This window comes from Corynebacterium sp. AOP12-C2-36 (genome assembly GCF_052379185.1).
Lineage (GTDB): Bacteria > Actinomycetota > Actinomycetes > Mycobacteriales > Mycobacteriaceae > Corynebacterium.
The window spans coordinates 1-16,396 of the sequence record NZ_JBQSYJ010000003.1 but is presented as its reverse complement, the minus strand read 5'-3'; the positions used below and the strand labels follow the sequence as shown (position 1 = coordinate 16,396).

17 protein-coding genes and 3 tRNA genes are annotated in these 16,396 nt (G+C 68.1%); 3 read left to right on the top strand and 17 right to left on the bottom strand.

Translation table 11 applies throughout. The annotated features are described in order from the left end of the window. Nucleotides 1-2: 2 nt before the first annotated feature. The 5 genes from secD to ruvC form a co-directional block, all read right to left on the bottom strand. Nucleotides 3-1,877 (bottom strand): protein translocase subunit SecD, encoded by a 1,875-nt coding sequence (gene secD / locus ACT3UN_RS02915; protein WP_444626731.1) that lies wholly within the window; start codon nt 1,875-1,877, stop codon nt 3-5. A 160-nt stretch (nt 1,878-2,037) separates the two neighbouring features. Next, nucleotides 2,038-2,472 carry a preprotein translocase subunit YajC gene (yajC, locus tag ACT3UN_RS02910; RefSeq protein ID WP_301442029.1) on the bottom strand — a complete coding sequence of 145 codons (435 nt, stop codon included), beginning with the start codon at nt 2,470-2,472 and terminating at the stop codon, nt 2,038-2,040. Between the two features lie 28 nt (nt 2,473-2,500). Then, entirely contained in the window at nt 2,501-3,595 is a 1,095-nt protein-coding gene (gene ruvB, locus ACT3UN_RS02905) for a Holliday junction branch migration DNA helicase RuvB (protein ID WP_301442028.1), read from the bottom strand. A 29-nt stretch (nt 3,596-3,624) separates the two neighbouring features. Then, nucleotides 3,625-4,269, bottom strand: a complete 645-nt coding sequence (gene ruvA / locus ACT3UN_RS02900; RefSeq protein WP_444656266.1) for a Holliday junction branch migration protein RuvA — start codon at nt 4,267-4,269, stop codon at nt 3,625-3,627. Next, nucleotides 4,270-4,842, bottom strand: coding sequence for a crossover junction endodeoxyribonuclease RuvC (gene ruvC / locus ACT3UN_RS02895; RefSeq protein WP_367620291.1), 573 nt, complete (start codon nt 4,840-4,842; stop codon nt 4,270-4,272). A 127-nt stretch (nt 4,843-4,969) separates the two neighbouring features. Here ruvC and ACT3UN_RS02890 point away from each other — a divergent pair, with 127 nt between their 5' ends. Beyond that, a complete protein-coding gene (locus ACT3UN_RS02890; protein ID WP_301442026.1) occupies nt 4,970-5,416 on the top strand; it encodes a DUF3817 domain-containing protein in 447 nt (148 codons plus the stop codon). A gap of 7 nt (nt 5,417-5,423) precedes the next feature. Here ACT3UN_RS02890 and ACT3UN_RS02885 read toward each other — a convergent pair whose 3' ends face one another. From ACT3UN_RS02885 to ACT3UN_RS02830, 12 genes are all read right to left on the bottom strand, one after another. Beyond that, on the bottom strand, nt 5,424-6,176 hold the full coding sequence (locus ACT3UN_RS02885) for a YebC/PmpR family DNA-binding transcriptional regulator (RefSeq protein ID WP_301442025.1): 753 nt from the start codon (nt 6,174-6,176) through the stop codon (nt 5,424-5,426). Between the two features lie 84 nt (nt 6,177-6,260). Next, on the bottom strand, nt 6,261-6,908 hold the full coding sequence (pdxT, locus tag ACT3UN_RS02880) for a pyridoxal 5'-phosphate synthase glutaminase subunit PdxT (protein ID WP_301442024.1): 648 nt from the start codon (nt 6,906-6,908) through the stop codon (nt 6,261-6,263). Beyond that, a complete protein-coding gene (locus tag ACT3UN_RS02875) occupies nt 6,909-7,811 on the bottom strand; it encodes an acyl-CoA thioesterase (RefSeq protein WP_301442023.1) in 903 nt (300 codons plus the stop codon). It lies immediately after the preceding gene. Next, nucleotides 7,812-8,720: a pyridoxal 5'-phosphate synthase lyase subunit PdxS gene (gene pdxS / locus ACT3UN_RS02870; protein ID WP_301442038.1), complete on the bottom strand. Its 909-nt coding sequence runs from the start codon at nt 8,718-8,720 to the stop codon at nt 7,812-7,814. Between the two features lie 113 nt (nt 8,721-8,833). Continuing rightward, nucleotides 8,834-9,310 carry a hypothetical protein gene (locus ACT3UN_RS02865; protein ID WP_301442022.1) on the bottom strand — a complete coding sequence of 159 codons (477 nt, stop codon included), beginning with the start codon at nt 9,308-9,310 and terminating at the stop codon, nt 8,834-8,836. After that, nucleotides 9,307-10,485, bottom strand: a complete 1,179-nt coding sequence (locus ACT3UN_RS02860) for a glycosyltransferase family 4 protein (protein WP_301442021.1) — start codon at nt 10,483-10,485, stop codon at nt 9,307-9,309. The genes ACT3UN_RS02865 and ACT3UN_RS02860 overlap by 4 nt, the downstream gene beginning before the upstream one ends. Beyond that, nucleotides 10,482-11,435, bottom strand: a complete 954-nt coding sequence (locus tag ACT3UN_RS02855; RefSeq protein ID WP_301442020.1) for a phosphatidylinositol mannoside acyltransferase — start codon at nt 11,433-11,435, stop codon at nt 10,482-10,484. Before ACT3UN_RS02855 ends, ACT3UN_RS02860 begins: the two co-directional genes overlap by 4 nt. Further along, nucleotides 11,428-12,117 carry a phosphatidylinositol phosphate synthase gene (gene pgsA / locus ACT3UN_RS02850; RefSeq protein ID WP_301442019.1) on the bottom strand — a complete coding sequence of 230 codons (690 nt, stop codon included), beginning with the start codon at nt 12,115-12,117 and terminating at the stop codon, nt 11,428-11,430. Before pgsA ends, ACT3UN_RS02855 begins: the two co-directional genes overlap by 8 nt. Before the next feature lie 62 nt (nt 12,118-12,179). Further along, nucleotides 12,180-12,755, bottom strand: a complete 576-nt coding sequence (locus ACT3UN_RS02845) for an HIT family protein (RefSeq protein WP_301442018.1) — start codon at nt 12,753-12,755, stop codon at nt 12,180-12,182. Continuing rightward, nucleotides 12,715-14,793 (bottom strand): threonine--tRNA ligase, encoded by a 2,079-nt coding sequence (thrS, locus tag ACT3UN_RS02840; protein ID WP_444656264.1) that lies wholly within the window; start codon nt 14,791-14,793, stop codon nt 12,715-12,717. Before thrS ends, ACT3UN_RS02845 begins: the two co-directional genes overlap by 41 nt. 74 nt (nt 14,794-14,867) lie before the next feature. After that, the gene (locus ACT3UN_RS02835) at nt 14,868-15,560 is read right to left on the bottom strand and encodes a copper resistance CopC family protein (RefSeq protein WP_444656262.1); all 693 of its coding nucleotides are present in this window, start codon (nt 15,558-15,560) and stop codon (nt 14,868-14,870) included. A gap of 172 nt (nt 15,561-15,732) precedes the next feature. Beyond that, nucleotides 15,733-15,807, bottom strand: a tRNA-Val gene (locus ACT3UN_RS02830). 368 nt (nt 15,808-16,175) lie between these two features. On the opposite strand from ACT3UN_RS02830, the gene ACT3UN_RS02825 reads away from it, so the two are divergent. Both ACT3UN_RS02825 and ACT3UN_RS02820 read left to right on the top strand, forming a co-directional pair. Further along, nucleotides 16,176-16,248 (top strand) — tRNA-Gly (locus ACT3UN_RS02825). A gap of 69 nt (nt 16,249-16,317) precedes the next feature. Beyond that, nucleotides 16,318-16,389 (top strand) — tRNA-Cys (locus ACT3UN_RS02820). The last annotated feature ends 7 nt before the right edge of the window (nt 16,390-16,396 follow it).

The window sequence follows — 16,396 nt, the reverse complement described above, 5'->3', positions numbered from 1 at the left end:
GCTCACTGGTCCTTTCCGTTCTCAGTGGAGGACGCAGGGCCGTCCTGTGGAGCGCTGTCCGGATCGCCGTCGGGTTCTCCGTCCGGCTCGCTGTCGGGGACCGTCACGGGCTCGGAGCCTTCGGCCAGCTGGCCGGCGCGGCGGCGTTCCGCCGAGCGGAAGGCCGAGTGCAGGCCGTTGAGCTTCGGCGAGGCGAACTTCTCCGAGCGCGACATCAGGATCACCAGCGGTGCGGTGACCAGGAAGGCGATGACCACGTCGAAGACGGTGGACAGACCCAGGGTGAAGGCGAAGCCCTTGACGTCGCCGACGGCCACGAAGTACAGGACCAGGGAGGCGACGATGGACACCACGTTGCCCGTGATGATCGTGGCACGCGCCCGCTTCCAGGCGCGTGGCACCGCGGACCGGAAACTGTGCCCCTGTTGGATCATGTCCTTGATGCGTTCGAAGTAGACCACGAAAGAGTCCGCGGTCGTACCGATACCGATGATCAGACCGGCGATGCCGGCCAGGTCCAGGCTGTAGTCGATCCACCGGCCCAGCAGGACCAGGGCACCGTAGATCAGCAGACCCGAGGCGATCAACGAGAACACGGCGACGACACCGAAGCCGCGGTAGTAGATCAGCGACCAGAGCGCGACGAGGACCAGGCCGACCAGACCGGCGATGAGACCGGCCTGCAGTGCGGCGGTACCCATCGTCGGCGAGATCGTCTCGGCCGTACCGCCCTGCTCACCGTTCTCGCCGGTGAAGCTGAGCGGCAGCGCGCCGTAGCGCAGGTTGTTGGCGAGGTCGGACGCCTCGCTCTCGGTGAAGTCACCGGTGATCTCGGAGTCGCGGCCGGGGGGCGTCGGCGACTGCATCGTCGGTGCGGAGAGCACCTGGCTGTCGAGGGTGATGGCGACCTGCTGCTGGGCGTACTCCTGCCCGATGCGCTGCCAGGTCTCGCCACCGGGGGTGGCGTCGCCGGTCTTGAACCGGAAGGTGATCTTGATCTGGCCGGTCTCGGAGTCCAGTCCGCCGAAGATCTGCGAATCGGTGTCGATCATGTCACCGGTGAGGCGGGTCCCGTTCTCCTCGTCCTCCTGGCCATTGAGCAGCGGGGCCGGCTCCAGCAGGATCGGCTGACCCTCGCTGCAGCTGACCAGCGGCTTGGCGGCGTCGTCGGCACCGGCGAGCGGGTCGACGCCGTCCGAGCAGGTCATGAGGAAGGAGGCGGCGATCTGGGTGTTGGTGTCCTCGGACTGGCGGTCCTCACGCATCACCTCGGTGGTCTCCTGGCGCCGGTCGGCCTCCTCGATGGAGTTGGCCGGCTCGGCCGGTTCCTGCGCGGTGACGGTCGGGGTGTCCTCCGGGGTCTCCATACCCATCTGCTCGACGGTCGCCATGGCGTCCTCGAGCTTCTGGTCCGCCTCGTCGGCGGTGAGAATCCCGGTCTCGACCCAGCGGTCGGCCATCTCGGTGAGGACGTCGTTGAGACCGTCCTCGGGCATACCGCCCTGCATCACCGGACGGAAGAGCATCTGGGAGGTCTGGCCCAGGGTGCGTGCCTCGGAGGAGTCCTCGCCGGGAACGGTGATGACAAGGGAGTTGCCGTCGGAGACGACCTGGGCGCCACTGACACCCATGCCGTTGACACGTTCCTCGAGGATCCGGCGTGCCTGGCTCAGCTGGTCGCTGGTGGGCTCCTCGCCCTGTGGCACCAGGGTGACCCGGGTACCGCCTTGCAGGTCGATGCCCAGCTTCGGCGTGGGGCTCTTGTCACCGGTGAAGAATACGAGGCCGTAAATCACGACCAGGATGGCGACGAAGAGCAGAAGTGCCTGCTTAGGCCACCTTCTTGCTCTGGCGGCCGTTGAGCCCTTGGAACTCACTCGGGTTACTCCTGAAGTTTCGGGGATGTCGGCAACATGGGCATGACAAAAGAACCACCGCCATGTCGTCGACTGAGTCTAGACCCTCCGGCTGGCAACGTGGGTCATCACGGTCTCACCGGAGGGGTGTGTGGGGAAGGAACTGAGGTGGCGGGACCGGTTACGACCGGGGCGTGTCGCCGTCGTCCTTACGCTCGTCGCCGTTGAACGGGTTGTCCATGGCCTCGTCCTGACGGTCCTCGAAGGGCTCCACGGTGTCAAAGTTCTCGAACTCGGAGGCCGGAGCTTCCTCGGCCACGACGTTCTCCTCGACGGCCCCGTCGGCCTCGCCACCCTGGTCGGTCTCCACCAGCTTGAGCACGGCGGTGCGGTCCCAGGTGGTGGTCACGCCGGGTGCGAGCTCGACGTCGACGGTGGTGGTGCCCACCTCGACGAGCCGGGCGTGGATGCCCGAGGTCATCTGCACGATCATTCCGGGTTCCAGCTGTGACTGGAAGGTCTTGATCTGATTGATCTGCTTCGACTGCTTACGCATCGACAGGACGGGCAGGCCGAGGAAGACAAGGACAATCAGAATCAGAAGAAAGGGTTCCATGCGGCCAGTCTGCCACACGGGTGTTTGGTCACCTATCGGCCGGTTGTTCCAGTCCGAGGTGCCGCCAGGCCGCCGGCGTGGCGGTCCTCCCGCGGGGCGTGCGCGAGACCATACCGGCCCGCACCAGGTAGGGCTCGCAGACCTCCTCGACGGTGGTGGGTTCCTCCCCCACCGCGACCGCCAGGGTGTTCACCCCGACGGGACCACCGTTGTGGCCACGCACCAGAGCGTCCAGGACCGCCCGGTCGAGCCGGTCGAGACCGAGCTCGTCGACGTCGAAGATCTGCAGCGCGGCGCGGGCGACGTCCACGCTGATCGTCCCGTCACCCTCGACCTCGGCGTAGTCACGCACGCGGCGCAGCAGGCGGTTGGCGATACGCGGGGTGCCCCGCGACCGGGAGGCGATCTCCACGGCGGCGTCCGCGGTCACGGTTACCCCGAGGATGCCGGCGGCGCGGGTGACCACACGGGTGAGGTCGGCGGTGTCGTAGAACTCCATCTGCGCGGTGAAGCCGAAGCGGTCGCGCAGCGGCCCGGTGAGCATGCCGGCACGCGTGGTGGCGCCGACGAGGGTGAATTGCGGCAGTTCGATCGGGATCGAGGTAGCCCCGGGCCCCTTGCCCACGATCACGTCGATCCGGAAGTCCTCCATCGCCATGTAGAGCATCTCCTCCGCCGGGCGGGCCATGCGGTGGATCTCGTCGATGAACAGGACGTCGCCCTCGATGAGGTTCGACAGCATCGCCGCGAGGTCGCCGGCGCGTTCCAGGGCCGGCCCCGACGTCATGCGGACCGAGGAGCCGAGTTCCTGGGCGATGATCATGGCCATGGTCGTCTTACCGAGCCCGGGAGGCCCGGCGAGCAGCACGTGGTCGGGGGCGACGTTGCGCGCCTTCGCCCCGCCGAGGACCAGCTCCAGCTGGCTGCGGACCTTCGGCTGGCCGATGAACTCGCCCAGTGAGCGAGGACGCAGCGAGAGCTCGGCGTCGCCCTCCCCGGGCTGGGGCGTCGGCGAGAGGTCCTCGTTGACGCCGCTGCCGCTGCCGCCGAACCCTGCGCCTCCCCCGCTGTTCGTCACCCCGGCCGAGCCGGTGTCGAACTCGGTGCGTTCGATGTCACCCATCTGTTCTCCTTCTTGTACCGGTGCCCACGCTACCGTCGGCCACCGAGGTGGGCGAGCGCCCGGCGCAGGACGGTGGCGGTGTCCTCGGGCTCGGCAGCACCGCCGTCGCCGTCTGCACCAGTCGCGCTGATCTCGCGTACGGCCTTCTCCGCGTCACGTTCGGTGAAGCCGAGGCCGGTGAGTGCGTCGACGACCTGACCGGGCACCGCGTCGGCGAGCGGCTCGTCCTGCCCCACGCCACCATCGGCCGCTGTCGCGGTGGGCGCGACGGCGTACCCGTCGAGCTTGCCCTTGAGGTCCACGGCCATGCGCTCGGCAAGCCGCTTGCCGACCCCCGGGGCGCGCTGCAGGGCCTTGACGTCGCCTTCGGTGACGGCACGGGACAACTCGGCCGGGTCGAGCACCGACATCACGCCCATGGCCAGGCGGGCGCCCACGCCCGACACCGACTGCAGCAGGCCGAAGACCTCGCGCGAGGCGACGTCCGGGAACGCGAACAGGGTCTGCGAGTCCTCACGCACCACCATGGTGGTCAGCACGAAGACCTCCTCCCCGCGCGGCAGGGTGGCCAACGTCGGGGCCGTCGCCTGGCACTGGTAGCCGACGCCGGCGCACTCGATCACCACGGAGTCGCGCCTCTTGTCGATGACGGTGCCCCTCAATGAAGCAATCACTTATGAACCTTTCGAGTCTGAGGCATCTGAGACCAGGGCCTGGTACGGCGAACGCCAGCAGTGACACACCGCCAGCGCGAGGGCGTCGGCGGCGTCCGCGGGTTTCGGCGGTTCCGACAGTCCGAGGATGCGGGTGATCATGTTGGTCATCTGGCGTTTGTCGGCCCGGCCGTTGCCGGAGACCGCCTTCTTGACCTCGCTGGGGGTGTACTGGTGCACGGGCAGGTTGCGGCGCGCGGCGCTGAGCATGAGTACCCCGACGGCGTGAGCGGTGTTCATCACGGTGGACACGTTCCCGCGTTCGAAAACTCGTTCAATGGCCACCACGTCCGGACGGTAGTCGTCCATCCAGCTCTCGACCGCCTCGGAAAGCCGGCGCAGCCGCTGGGGAAGCTCGACCTCCGCCGGCGTGCGCACCACACCCACGGCGACCGGCACCACGGAGCGCCCCTGACCGGAACGCACCACCGACAGCCCACACCGGGTCAGACCAGGGTCGATACCCATCACGAGCAGTCCCTGCGCCGCCGGGGTGGAGCGTGGTTGCCCTGTCACCTGTCTGCTCCTCACCATGATCGCCCGTGCACACCTTCGCGACCTGAACATAGCACACCTGTGCGAAAGCCGCGGGCCACGTGCCGCGAACTCCCCCAAGGTGACTTATGACCGGCACCGCGGCGTCGGGTAGCATCAGCAGCCGATGACTCCTCTGAAAATATACCGGACCACCGCAATCATCGAGGCCGTGACCTGGGGGCTGCTGATCCTCGGGATGATCCTCAAGTACACCGGCGTGACCGAGGCAGGTGTCTCCGCCGCCGGCCCGATCCACGGACTGGCCTTTCTGGCCTTCGTCGTGGTGACCGTCCTCGTGTGGATGAACAACCGCTGGAGTGCCGGCCAGGGCATCCTGGGCCTGTTCTCCGCCGTCGTCCCCTTCGCCACCGTCCCCTTCGAGATGGCCGTGGCCAACCGGGGTGGGCTGGACGGCCCGTGGCGTACCGAGGCCGGCCCCGGGGCACCCCTCGGCGACCGGATCCTCGCGGTACTGGTGGGACGTCCCTACCTGTCCGCCGGAACCCTCGCCGTGGTCGTGCTGCTCGTCTTCGGCGGCCTGCTGGTCGTCGGCCCGCCCTTCGGCGGGTAGCGGGACGTCAGGCGTCGAGTTCCGCCAGGACCTCGTCGGAGACGTCCATGTTCGTGAACACGTCCTGGACGTCGTCGGACTCCTCGAGGACGTCGATGAGGCGGAAGATCTTCTTCGCGCCCTCGGCGTCCAACGGGACCTCGACGTCGGCCCGGTAGTCCGGGTCGGCGGAGTCGTACTCGATGCCGTTCTCGTCCAGCGCGCTGCGCACGTTGGTCAGGTCGGACAGGCTGGAGACGATCTCGAACTTCTCGCCGAGGTCGTTGACCTCGTCTGCGCCCGCGTCGAGCACGGCCATGAGCAGGTCGTCCTCGGTGTGGTCGGCCTTGTCCAGGATCACGACACCCTTGCGCTCGAACAGGTAGGACACCGAACCGGCGTCCGCCATGTTCCCGCCGTTCTTGTTCATCGCGGTACGCACGTCCGTGGTGGCGCGGTTGCGGTTGTCGGTGAGGCACTCGATGAGCACCGCGACACCGTTGGGACCGTAACCCTCGTAGACGATGGTCTCCCAGTCCGCACCGCCGGCCTCCTCGCCGGAGCCGCGCTTGCGGGCGCGCTCGATGTTGTCGTTGGGGACCGAAGCCTTCTTGGCCTTCTTGATCATGTCGTCGAGGGTCGGGTTCGCCGACGGGTCCCCACCACCGGTGCGGGCAGCGACCTCGATGTTCTTGATCAGCTTCGCGAACTCCTTGCCGCGCTTGGCGTCATTCGCAGCTTTCTTGTGCTTCGTTGTCGCCCATTTAGAGTGGCCGCTCATCGTCTACCTGATCTCCCATTGGTCGGGTGCTTGACGAACCCATGATAGTGCACCACACCGAAACACCGGTTCACCGCACCGTGTTCACACGTGATGCGGTGACTTCCGCGCCTGCGCTGACTCCCCCACCATCGTGAGGAAGTACCGGTGCAGCCGGTCGTCGCCGGTGAGTTCCGGGTGGAAGGACAGCCCCAGGACGGGGCCCTGACGGACCGCGACGACGGCACCGTGCGCCGGGCCGCCGTCGTCGACGCGGGACAGCACCTCGACGTCCTCGCCGACCCGCTCGACCCACGGCGCGCGGATGAACACCGCGTGCACCGGGTCGCCGGTGGCACCGGTGACGCCGGCGACGTCGAGGTCCGTCTCGAAGGAGTCGACCTGACGTCCGAAGGCGTTGCGGCGCACCGTCACGTCCAGGGCGTTCAGGCAGTGCGCGTCCGCGCGCGTGTCCAGGATCTCGCTGCCCAGCAGGATCAGGCCAGCGCACGTGCCGAAGCAGGGCAGTCCGTCGGCGATCAGGGAACGCAGGGGCTCCAGCATCCCGCCGAGCTCCATGAGCTTCGACATCGTGGTGGACTCCCCACCGGGGAACACGAGGCCGTCGAGGCCCTCCAGATGACCCGGACGGCGCACCAGACGCGTGCGCGCGCCCAGGCCCTCCAGCATGCGGACATGCTCCACGACCCCGCCCTGCAGGGCCAGCACACCGATGAGTGGACGTTCGCTCACTTACTTCCCCTGAAGGTCGGTCTTGATCGGCACGGACTGCTTCCCCTCGGCCAGGGACCGGGTAAGACCCTCCTGGGTCACCGTCGCCACCAGGTCGCCCTGCTGGTTGAAGATCCGGCCCGTGGTCAGCGCGCGCCCACCGTGGGCGGACGGCGAGGACTGGTCGTAGAGCAGCCACTCGTCGGCCCGGAACGGGCGCATGAACCACATGGCGTGGTCCAACGACGCCTCCTGGACCGGCTCGTCGCGGTGCGGGACCAGCGCCGAACCCAGCAGGGTCATGTCCGACATGTACGCCAGGGTGCAGATGTGGAAGGTCTCGTCGTCCGGCAGCGGCACCTTCGACTTGAACCACACCACCTGCTGGGAGGCGGCGCCGGGGCTCTTCTCCCACATCTCCGGCGGGACGATGCGGATGTCCCAGTCCTCCCAGTCCTTGGCGAAGGCGCGGACCAGCGGACGGTCGGAGTCCACCTGCGGACGGATCTCCTCCGGCGGCGGCACCTTGCGGACGATGTCCGAATGCTCCGGGCCCTCGTCACCGCGTACGTGGAAGCTGGCCTGCATCACGAACAACGTCCGGCCGTCCTGCACGGCGCGCACGGAGCGCACCCGGAACGAGCGGCCGTTGCGCACCTCGTCGACGAGGTACACGGTCGGACGGTCCGAGTTGCCCGGCCCCACGAAGTACCCGTGCAGCGAGTGCACCCGGTACTCCGCGCCCACCGTGCGTGTGGCGGCGACGAGGGACTGTGCAGCCACCTGGCCACCGAAGGTGCGCGAGAGCGCCGACGGGATGACCTGGCCGCGGAAGATCCCCGGTTCGATCTGCTCGAGATCGAGGACGTCGGTGATCCGCGGCCGACGACCGTCGGCAGGCTGGGCAGACTGGGCGTCAGACATTCACCAGCCCCGCTCTGCCAGACGGTGGGGCTCCGGGATCTCGTCGACGTTGATGCCGACCATGGCCTCACCGAGACCGCGCGAGACCGAGGCCACCGTGGCGGCGTCCTCGTAGTTGAGCGTGGCCTGCACGATCGCGCGGGCCCGCTTCTCCGGGTCGCCGGACTTGAAGATGCCCGAACCCACGAAGACGCCCTCGGCGCCGAGCTGCATCATCATCGCCGCGTCCGCCGGGGTGGCGATACCGCCGGCGGTGAACATCACCACGGGCAGCTTGCCGTTCTCGGCGACCTCGCGCACCAGCTCGTAGGGGGCCTGCAGCTCCTTGGCCGCCACGTAGAGCTCATCGGGCGCCATCGAGGTCAGCCGGTTGATCTCGCCGCGGATGGTGCGCATGTGGGTGACCGCGTTCGAGACGTCGCCGGTGCCGGCCTCGCCCTTGGAACGGATCATCGCCGCACCCTCGTTGATGCGACGCAGCGCCTCGCCGAGGTTCGTCGCGCCACAGACGAAGGGCACGGTGAAACCGAACTTGTCGATGTGGTTGGCGTAGTCGGCCGGGGTGAGGACCTCGGACTCGTCGATGAAGTCGACCCCGAGGCTCTCGAGCACCTGCGCCTCGACGAAGTGGCCGATGCGGGCCTTCGCCATCACCGGGATGGTGACGGCCTCGACGATGCCCTCGATCATGTCGGGGTCCGACATACGTGACACGCCGCCCTCGGCGCGGATGTCGGCGGGCACGCGCTCCAGTGCCATCACGGCGGTGGCGCCGGCGTCCTCGGCGATCTTCGCCTGCTCCGGGGTGACCACGTCCATGATCACACCCCCCTTGAGCATGTCGGCGAGGCCGCGCTTCACGCGCCCGGTACCCCTGGCTGCGACGTTGTCGGCACTGTTCTGCGTCATCATGACCTCTGATTCTCGAGTGATCTCGGTAGCCTAATGGTGATCAAGGCGCATTCTACCGGGCAAGACAGACCGTGCGGTCCACAGGGTGTGAATCAGATCGCGGACGCCCGTCAGGGCGTCTCCGAACCCACCGACATCGCCTCGTAGTAGGCGGGCAGCGGGGCGGAGCCCGCCAGCCGGAACACCCGGATCACCGGGCGTCCCCGCAGGTCGCGCGTGTCGCCGACGGCGTCGTTGTAGAACCGTGCCGCCAGGTCGACCTTCACCGACGCCTCGACGAACGCCGGATTGGCGATGTCCTCGGCGCGCAGTTGCCGCAGCAGGACGTTCTCCGCGTCGGAGCGGGCGTCCATGTCCTCGGCGCGCAGGGCCACGGACGTGGTGCGTCCGGCGCTGCGCATCAGGTCCGGATGGATCGCGGAGACCACCGCGGAGCGCGACTGCAGCGCCCCCTCGAGCGCCAGACGTGCGGCGTCGGTGCGGATGTGCAGCCGGTTGAGCCGCGAGGCGGTCAACGACAACCACAGCCCCACCAACGCCAGGACCGCCACCACCACGACCAGGACAAGCAACCACACCGGGATCATGACCTGCGCACCTTCCTGCCGTCGGTGACGACCGTCTCGTAGACCCGTTCGACCTGGGTGGTCACCCGATCCCAGTCGAAGTCGCGGCTACGCTCGTAACCGCGCTCGACGAGACGCGCGCGCCGTCCGTCATCGGCGAGCAGGTCCTTCACCGCGCGCGCCAGGTCGCGTGCCGAGCCGTTGGAGAACAACCGTCCGGCACGACCGTGGTCGGTCACCGCGCTGAAGGCGGGGATGTCGCTGGCCACCACGGCCGCGCCCGCGGCCATGGCCTCGACGAGCACGATGCCGAAACTCTCGCCGCCGGTGTTCGGAGCGACGTAGACGTCGGACGCCGCCAGCGCCGCAGCCTTGTCCGCCTCGCTGAGCCGGCCGAGGATGCGCACGGTGGCGCGGTCCTGCCCTGCTCCCTCCCCGGCTTCGTTGCCGCTGCCCTCCACGAAACTCACCCGCGCCTTGCGCAGCGACTGCCTAAGTTCCTCGGTCTCACCACCGCCGACCACGACGACCTCGACGTCCGGCACCTCCCGCAGGATCCCCGGAAGCGCCTTGAGCAGCAACGGGAACCCCTTGCGCGGTTCGGTGAACCGGCCGAGGAACATCACGCGAGGACGGTCCGGGTCGAGCGCGGGCATCGGTGTGGCCGCCCGGTAGGTCGCGGTGTCCACCCCGTTGGGGATGAGCACCGGATCCCCGGACAGCATCTCGACCTGCCAGCGTCGCGCCTCCTCGGACACGGCGATACCTCCCTGGATGCGTTCCAGGAAGGGACGCAGCACCGGCAGGAAGACCTTGAGGACCAGGGACTCGCTCGCCGAGGCGTGGTAGGTCGCCACGATCGGCCCGTCGGCCTTGGCCAGGGTGATCATGGAGTAACTCGGTGAGTTCGGTTCGTGGATGTGCACCACGTCGAAGTCGTGCCGGTCGATCCAGTCACCCAGGTGCCGCCAGGTGGACGGCCCGAATGCCAGCCGGGCGACCGACCCGTTGTACGGGATCGGGATGGCGGCACCGCCGAGCTCCACGAAGTCGGGGACCTCGGCGTCCTCCCCGCCCGGCCCGATCAGGCTGACCTCGTGGCCCCGACGGATGAGCTCGGTGCACAGGTCGACGGCGTGGATCTGGACCCCTCCCGGCTCGTCGAAGGAGTAGGGGCACACCATGCCGATCTTCATCGCGCGCCGTCTCCCCCGGCATCACCGGCATCACCGGTGATGCCGAGGCGTCGGCGCCGGGCGTCCGACAGGTCGGAGAACCACAGGGGCTGCAGCATGTGCCAGTCCGCCGGGTGCGCGGTGATGTTGCGGGCGTAGACGTCCGCCTGCTGCTGGACGATCTCGTCCAGCGTGCCGCTGGTGTCGAGTTCCTCGCTGAAACTGGACTCCCAGCCGTCGGGGGTGAAGGACGTGTGGAAGACCATCAGCGCCGCACCGGTCTCTTGCGCCAGCCGCGCCGCGCCGGCCGGCATGGAGGTGCGCTCGCCGAGGAAGTCCACCTCGACCCCCTTGCCCGAGAGATCACGCTCGCCGAGCAGGCACACCACGCCGCCGGCGCGCACGACCTCGCGCAACCGGCCGAACGGCGGGGCCTCACCACCGGAGAGCGCCAGCACCTCGAACCCGAGGGACTCACGGAACTCCACGAAGGCCTCGAACAGGCTCTCCGGCTTCAACCGCTCGGCGACGGTGGCGAACTGGCCGAAGTGGTCGACGAGCCACACCCCCGCCATGTCCCAGTTGCCGGAGTGCGGCAGACTCAGCACCGCGCCCTTGCCCCGGGCCAGTGCCGCGTCGAGACGTTCCACGTCCGCCGGGTCGAAGCCCGCGGCCACGCGTGCGGCCAACTCCGGGCCCGCCATGCTGGGAAGCTGGAAGGCCTCGCGCCAGTAGCGCATGTAGGACCGCATGGAGTCGCGCACCAGCTCGCGGGTCACGTTCTCGTCGCCCACGACCCGGCCGAGGTTCGCCCGCAACTGCTCCGGACCCCGCCCGTTACCGGACACCCTGTCGGCGATGACGGTGAACAGACGGTCCGCCAGTCCCTGCGGCAACCGTCGCGTCAGCGCCCATCCGGCCTGGTAGCCGAGCGCGCTGAGCCGCTCGGCGAACGACGCGTCCTCACTCATGTGACCTGCTTTCCTCTGCGTCCGCCGTGTCTTCATAGCTCTTCGCCCCGGTCGGCGGGGCGATGCGCTCGGACGCCGCGTCGGAGCGGGACACGATCACCAGGCGCTCGAAGACGGTGTACACCGACCCCACCGCCAGCAGGATCAGGCCCGCTCCCAGGATGTAGGGCACCCCGAGGCCGGACAGCCCCAGCGACACCAGGCCGATGATCAGGCGCTCCGGGCGCTCGATGAGCCCACCGTCGACCTTGATCTGCGAGGCCTCCGCACGGGCCTTGACGTAGGACGTCACCTGGCTGGCGATCATGATCACCAGCGCCGCGGCGAACAGCCCCTTGTAGGGCTCGTGGTCGTGCTGGAAGGCCATCCACCACGCGATCGCGCCGAACAGGACACCGTCGGTGATCCGGTCGCAGGTCGCGTCCAGCGTGGCACCGAACCTGGTGCCACCACCGAGCATCCGGGCCATGGTGCCGTCGATCATGTCGGTGGCCACCGTGATCCCGAGCAGGATGCCGGCGAGGAAGTGGTGCCCGGTGGGGATCAACGCCACCGACAGCACGACGGCGACCGTGGTCGAGGTGATCGTCACGGTGTTGGGGGTCACTCCCCAGTTCACCAGCCGTCGGGCGATCGGTTCAATGACCACCGCCGCCGGCCGGCGTCCACGAACGCTCAACATGTTTCAGGTCTCCTTGCCGTGCTTGCAGACTTCATCTCCGCCGATATTCTCTCAGTTCCGTGTCAGTCGAGCTGTTGCCACGCCGAGGCCAGCAGCTCCCGGGTCTCCCCCAGCACCTGGATCAGCACCTTCGAGCCGGACAACACGGTCATGAAACTCGTGTCACCCTGCCAGCGCGGAACGATGTGCTGGTGCAGGTGACCAGGCACCGACCCGCCGGACGCCCGGCCGAGGTTCATGCCCACGTTCAGCGCGTCCGGCCCGGAGACCGCCCGCAGCACCCGGATCGCCTTCTTCGTGAACTCGGCGAACTCCGCGGTCTCGGAGTCCGTGAGGTCCTCGTACGAGGCGACCCTACGGTACGGCAGGACCATCATGTGCCCCGGATTGTACGGGTACAGGTTCAGGATGCAGAAGACCTCCGCTCCCCTGGCGACGATCAGACCGTCCTCGTCGGACTTGTCGGGGATCGTCAGGAACGGGTCGTCCGGGTCGGCGCCGGTGTCCCCACCGGTCTCGCCGGACCCGCTCTTCTCACCGATGTAGGCCGAGCGGTACGGCGCCCACAACCTCTGCAGGCCGTCCGGCGACAGGTCGTCAGCTGAGCTCGCCAATGTTGTCTCCACTCGGCTGCTCATTGCGCCGGCTACGCACCCAGTCGGTGATGATGCGCACCGCATCGTCCTTCGGCACGCCGTTGACCTGGGTGCCGTCGAGGAACCGGAAGCTCACCGCACCGGCCTCGACGTCGCGTCCGCCGGCCAGCAGCATGAACGGGACCTTGCCGGTGGTGTGGTTGCGGATCTTCTTCTGCATCCGGTCGTCGGAGGTGTCGACCGCGGCACGGATGCCCTGCCCGCGCAGCTGGGCGGTGATGTCCTCCAGGTAGTCGACGAACTCGTCGGCCACCGGGATGCCGGTCACCTGGTGCGGTGCCAGCCAGGCCGGGAAGGCGCCGGCGTAGTGCTCGAGCAGCACGCCGAAGAAGCGCTCGATCGACCCGAAGAGCGCACGGTGCACCATGATCGGCTGCTTCTTCGTGCCGTCGGGCGCGGTGTACTCCAGGTTGAAGCGCTCGGGCATGTTGAAGTCCAGCTGAACGGTGGACATCTGCCAGGTCCGGCCGATGGCGTCGCGAGCCTGGACGGAGATCTTGGGGCCGTAGAACGCCGCACCCTCCGGATCCGGCACAAGCTCGAGACCTGACTGCGTGGCTACCCGACGCAAGGTCTCGGTGGAACGCTCCCAGATCTCGTCCGAGCCCACGGACTTCTTCGGGTCGCGGGTGGACAGCTCCAGGTAGAAGTCGTCCAGGCCGTAGTCGCGCAGCAACGAGATGACGAACTCGAGCACGGTGGTCAGCTCGTCCTCGAGCTGGTCCTCGGTGCAGTAGATGTGCGCGTCGTCCTGCGTGAAGCCACGGGCACGGGTCAGGCCGTGGATCACGCCGGACTTCTCGTAGCGGTACACCGTGCCGAACTCGAACAGACGCAGCGGGAGCTCACGGTAGGAGCGGCCACGGGAGTCGAAGACCAGGTTGTGCATCGGGCAGTTCATCGGCTTGAGGTAGTAGTCCTGCGGCTGCTTGGTGCAGTTGCCGTCCTCGTCCCACTCACCGTCGGCCTGCATCGGCGGGAACATCGCGTCCTTGTAGAACCCGAGGTGCCCGGAACGCTCGTAGAGGTCGCCCTTGGTGATGTGCGGGGTGTTGACGAAGGAGTAGCCGGCCTCGATGTGGCGACGCCGCGAGTGCTCCTCCATCTCCAGGCGGACGATGCCGCCGTCCGGGTGGAAGACCGGCAGGCCGGAGCCCAGGTCGTCGGGGAAGCTGAACAGGTCAAGCTCCTGGCCGAGACGACGGTGGTCGCGCTTCTCCGCCTCCGCCAGCATGTGCTGGTGCTCGTCGAGGGCCTCCCTGGACTCCCAGGCGGTGCCGTAGACACGCTGCAGACCCTCGCGAGACTGGTCGCCGCGCCAGTAGGCGGCCGAGGACCGGGTCAGGGCGAAGGCCGGGATGTAGCGGGTCGTGGGGATGTGCGGGCCGCGGCACAGGTCCGACCACTCGACCTCGCTGGTGCGCGGGTTGACGTTGTCATAGGCGGTGAGTTCGCCGGCACCGACCTCGGTGGCCTCGTCGGAGTCCGGGTCCACGTTGCCCTTGTCCTGGATCAGCTCCAGCTTGAACGGCTCGGCGGCGAGCTCCTCGGCGGCTGCCTCGGTGGACTCGTAGACCCGACGCTCGAAGCGCTGACCGGACTTGATGATCTTCTTCATGCGCTTCTCGAGCGTCTTGAGGTCCTCCGGGGTGAAGGGCTCGTCGACCTGGAAGTCGTAGTAGAAGCCGTTCTCGATCGCCGGGCCGATGCCGAGCTTGGTGCCCGGGAACTCACGCTGGACCGCCTGTGCCAGCACGTGGGCACAGGAGTGGCGGATGACCGCGCGTCCGTCCTCGGTGTTCGCGGCGACGGCGGTGACCTCCGTGTCGGTCTCCGGCACGAAGGCGAGGTCGCGCAGGGACCCCTCGGCGTCCTTGACGCAGACGATGGCGTCGGCGCCCTTGTTGGGCAGGTCCAACGGGCGCATGGCCGCCCCGGCGGACTCGCCGGCGGGGACGGTGAAGACCACGGGCACCGCGGTGACGGCTCCTCGTTCGGCGTCCAGTGCTGATTCACTCACGGGTGCTGTGCTCCTTACACGGAAAAGATGGCGGCGGTCACATACCTGGTGACAGCCGTAAGTCGAGGACCACCTTACCTGTCGTCGGAATCCCGGGAACCGTCGGAGCCGTCGGAGCCGTCAGGGCCGTCCGTACCCTCGGTGTCGTTCGAGGACATGCTGCGGAAGCGTGCGATCGCCACGACGAGCGCGCCGAGCACCACGATGACCCCGGCGATGCTGCCCAGCGTGATCGCCCAGCCCGGCAGGCCGTCGTCCTGCGCCTCGTCGGAGACGTCGGAAGCATCGGAATCCTCGGACGTACCGGTGGCCGACGCCTCCCCCAGGTTGAAGGTGTAGTCGCCGCGCGTGGCGTGGCCGTCGGACGAGGTGATCTGGTAGCCGACGGTGTAGGTGCCGTCCTCCATGTCCACGTTGTCGGAGATGTCCAGGGTCAGCATGCGCCCGTCGATCGTGGGTTCGCCGGTGTGGACCACGTCGCCGTCCCGGGACAGCGCGACGGTGTTGAAGGTGTCCTGCGGGATGCCGGAGAACTCCAGCTCGATGCTGGTCGGCGCCTCGGCGACCGTGGAGTCCGGCTCGGGTGTGGCCCCGACCATCGCATCGTGCGCCGACGCCACCGGCAGTCCACCCGTCGCCCCGGCACCGAGGAAGACGGGGGCGGAGATCATGGCAGCGGCCAGCACCGGGGCGGCGACGACACGGGCGGCACGGGCACCCCGGGCAGCATGGGAACGGTCGGAACGGGCAGACGGCAGACGGGACATGGGGGTCCTTTCGCTCGGCAGGGTCGCGGGAGGCAGTGCCCGCATGAGGTCGATTCCCCACCTTAACGGCGCCGCCGCGGCGGGACCGCCACCGAATGACCAAGCTCACCCCCGACCCGTTCCACGACGACAAAACCCCCGGCAGTCGTTGTGACTGCCGGGGGCTTTGCGGTGGTGGTCCCAGCTGGGATTGAACCAGCGACCTTTCCGGTGTGAACGGAACGCTCTCCCACTGAGCTATGGGACCTCTGTGGAACGAGAGGTAATCTATCACCCTCGCCGTGCCTACGTACAAATCGCCAGGTCAGGACGCCCCGGGGACGGCGCAGGCATGGCGCCTCCGTCGCGCAGGACGCGGCCCCGGGCGTGCTGCACTTCGGGGCATCCTGCGGCCTCGCGCGTGCGCGAGCGGGCGACGCGCGCGGCGCGTGGAGGCTACGAGACGCCGACGGAGCCGACCGGGCCGTCGAGGACCGTCACAAAACGCGGACGAATCACACCGTTGGGGTTCACCATGACTCCCCTTGAGCCTGGATATGCGACTTCACCTGCATGTTTGTGCGTGGAAGCCGGAACCTATAGAGTTCTGTGGCGCACCGGTACTACACGGTGCTTGCGGATGTAGCGCAGTTGGTAGCGCATAACCTTGCCAAGGTTAGGGTCGCGAGTTCGAGTCTCGTCATCCGCTCAGGTTCTCATTTCTCTTCCGGCTCCCGAGTCGGTAGGGTCGAGATCCGATACGAGGCGGCGACGCCACGGTGGAATGGCTGAGTGGCTTAGGCAACGGTCTGCAAAACCGTGTAGACGGGTTCGATTCCCGTTTCCACCTCGCATCA

What these genes read in the sequence shown, in the direction of transcription:
- yajC (WP_301442029.1), bottom strand. Translation starts at nt 2,472, where the DNA reads ATGGAACCCTTTCTTCTGATTCTGATTGTCCTTGTCTTCCTCGGCCTG.
- ruvB (WP_301442028.1), bottom strand. Translation starts at nt 3,595, where the DNA reads ATGGGTGACATCGAACGCACCGAGTTCGACACCGGCTCGGCCGGGGTG.
- ruvC (WP_367620291.1), bottom strand. Translation starts at nt 4,842, where the DNA reads ATGGTGAGGAGCAGACAGGTGACAGGGCAACCACGCTCCACCCCGGCG.
- ACT3UN_RS02890 (WP_301442026.1), top strand. Translation starts at nt 4,970, where the DNA reads ATGACTCCTCTGAAAATATACCGGACCACCGCAATCATCGAGGCCGTG.
- ACT3UN_RS02885 (WP_301442025.1), bottom strand. Translation starts at nt 6,176, where the DNA reads ATGAGCGGCCACTCTAAATGGGCGACAACGAAGCACAAGAAAGCTGCG.
- ACT3UN_RS02875 (WP_301442023.1), bottom strand. Translation starts at nt 7,811, where the DNA reads ATGTCTGACGCCCAGTCTGCCCAGCCTGCCGACGGTCGTCGGCCGCGG.
- pdxS (WP_301442038.1), bottom strand. Translation starts at nt 8,720, where the DNA reads ATGACGCAGAACAGTGCCGACAACGTCGCAGCCAGGGGTACCGGGCGC.
- ACT3UN_RS02865 (WP_301442022.1), bottom strand. Translation starts at nt 9,310, where the DNA reads ATGATCCCGGTGTGGTTGCTTGTCCTGGTCGTGGTGGTGGCGGTCCTG.
- ACT3UN_RS02860 (WP_301442021.1), bottom strand. Translation starts at nt 10,485, where the DNA reads ATGAAGATCGGCATGGTGTGCCCCTACTCCTTCGACGAGCCGGGAGGG.
- ACT3UN_RS02855 (WP_301442020.1), bottom strand. Translation starts at nt 11,435, where the DNA reads ATGAGTGAGGACGCGTCGTTCGCCGAGCGGCTCAGCGCGCTCGGCTAC.
- pgsA (WP_301442019.1), bottom strand. Translation starts at nt 12,117, where the DNA reads ATGTTGAGCGTTCGTGGACGCCGGCCGGCGGCGGTGGTCATTGAACCG.
- ACT3UN_RS02845 (WP_301442018.1), bottom strand. Translation starts at nt 12,755, where the DNA reads ATGAGCAGCCGAGTGGAGACAACATTGGCGAGCTCAGCTGACGACCTG.
- ACT3UN_RS02835 (WP_444656262.1), bottom strand. Translation starts at nt 15,560, where the DNA reads ATGTCCCGTCTGCCGTCTGCCCGTTCCGACCGTTCCCATGCTGCCCGG.